Origin of the sequence: Paracoccus sp. R12_2, assembly GCF_017744015.1 — a bacterium.
GTDB lineage: Bacteria > Pseudomonadota > Alphaproteobacteria > Rhodobacterales > Rhodobacteraceae > Paracoccus.
The window spans coordinates 1-1,977 of sequence record NZ_JAGHRA010000043.1; the positions used below are offsets into that span (position 1 = coordinate 1).

General features: G+C 65.6%; 3 protein-coding genes. All 3 read left to right on the forward strand.

What is annotated here, in order from left to right; genetic code table 11:
* Window positions 1–318: transposase (locus J7359_RS20210; RefSeq protein WP_280637538.1), on the forward strand; the 318-nt coding region annotated here is incomplete at its 5' end.
* The gene (gene tnpB, locus J7359_RS19790) at window positions 315–668 is read left to right on the forward strand and encodes an IS66 family insertion sequence element accessory protein TnpB (protein WP_209059964.1); all 354 of its coding nucleotides are present in this window, start codon (window positions 315–317) and stop codon (window positions 666–668) included. The genes J7359_RS20210 and tnpB, both read left to right, overlap by 4 nt.
* Before the next feature lie 54 nt (window positions 669–722).
* The coding region (locus tag J7359_RS19795; RefSeq protein WP_209059966.1) for an IS66 family transposase at window positions 723–1,977 on the forward strand (1,255 nt) is incomplete at its 3' end.

Sequence of the window (1,977 nt, forward strand, 5' to 3'; positions counted from 1 at the left end):
AAGGCCCGGATCGTGGCGGAGACGCTGACGCCGGGTGTCACGGTGAATGCTGTGGCGCGGCGTCATGGCGTTCCGGCGAACCACGTTTCGGCCTGGCGCACGCTGGCGCGGAAAGGGCGGCTGGTGCTGGCAGCGCCGGAGGATCCGGTGGAATTTGCATCGTTGATGATTGGCCCGGTTAGTGATGGAGTGCGTTGTGCCGTGGACGCCGGGGACCGGCCCGAGATTATCTCGGGTGCGACGGTAATCCGCCTGGAAACCGGCGCCTCGGCGGAGCGGATTGCGTCGGTCGTGCGCGCCCTGGCTGCCAGCCCATGATGTTCCCCTCGAACCGGGTGCGGATCATGGTCGCAACGAAGCCGATCGACTTCCGCAAGGGTCATGATGGCCTGGCTGCGCTGGTGTCGTCGGTGCTGCGCAGGGATCCGTTCACCGGCACGGTGTTTGTGTTCCGCTCGCGCCGGGCGGACCGGCTGAAGCTGCTATATTGGGACGGCACGGGTCTGGTGATGGCCTATAAGCGGCTGGAGGATGCGCGCTTCACCTGGCCCGCCATCAAGGACGGGATCATGGCGCTGAACCATGCCCAGTTCGAGGCGCTGTTTGCCGGGCTGGATTGGCGCCGCGTCAAGGCGCTGGAGACACGCCCACCAGCTGCGGCAGAATGAATCAGCCGTTTGATTTTGCATGTTTTTGCCCGAGCTTCTTGATAAAAATCGGGCATGTCCGCAGCCTCTGTCATTGACCTTTCCGCCATTCCCGACGCGCAGCGCGCGGCGGTTCAGGCGTTGCTGGAGGAGGTGGCGGTCCTCAAGGATATCACCAAACGCCAGGAGCATCTGATCGCCGAGCTGAACCATGCGCTGCATGGCAAGCGGTCGGAAAAGCTGTCTGAGGATGAGCGGCAACTGGCATTCGAGGACCTGTCCATCGCGCTGGCCGAGGTCGAGGCGGAAAAGGAAAAGCGGGCGGTCAAAGCGGGTGACGGGACGGCCAAGCCCGCCCCCAGGCGCACCATCGGCAACCTTCCCGCTGCGCTGCCCCGCATCGAGGAAGTCATTGAGCCCGACAGCCTGATTTGTCCCTGCGGCTGCGGCGTCATGCACAAGATCGGCGAAGACCGCTCGGAGCGGCTGGACATCGTGCCGGCACAGCTGCGCGTGATCGTCACCGTGCGCCCGAAATACGCCTGCCGGTCCTGCACCGACGGGGTGACGCAGGCACCGGCGCCCAGCCACCTGATCATGGGCGGCCTGCCGACAGAGGCAACCCTCGCCCATGTGCTGGTCAGCAAGTATGCCGATCACCTGCCATTATATCGCCAGAGCCAGATCCTGGCGCGGGCGGGCCTTGATCTGCACCGCGCTGTTCTGGCCGATTGGGTCGGCAAGGCTGCCTTCCACCTGAAACCGGTCGTGGACCGGCTGGCCGAGCACCTGAAGCGATCCGACAAGCTGTTCATGGACGAAACGACGGCCCCGGTGCTGGACCCGGGGCGCGGTGCGACGAAGACCGGCTATCTCTGGGCACTGGCCCGCGATGACCGGCCCTGGAGCGGCGAGGACCCGCCCGGCGTGGTTTACTTCTACGCACCCGGCCGTGCGGGCGAGAATGCCGAAACCTTCCTGACCGGCTTCGACGGCATCCTGCAGATCGACGGTTACACCGGCTACAACCGGCTGACCAAACCCTCGCGCAAGGGCGGCGCCCCCGTTCGGGTGGCCCATTGCTGGGCGCATGCAAGGCGCAAGCTGAAGGAAGTCTTCGACCGCGACGGATCAGAGATCGCCGCCGAAGGTCTGCGCCGCATCGCCGAGTTTTATGCCGTCGAGGCCGATATCCGTGGCGTCTCGCCCGGCCAGCGTCTGTCCGCCCGCCAGGCCCGCACCGCGCCGCTGGTCGCTGCCTTTGGCGACTGGCTTCAGGCACAACGCCGCAAGATATCCAGCAAATCCCGGCTAGGCGAAAAGCTGACCT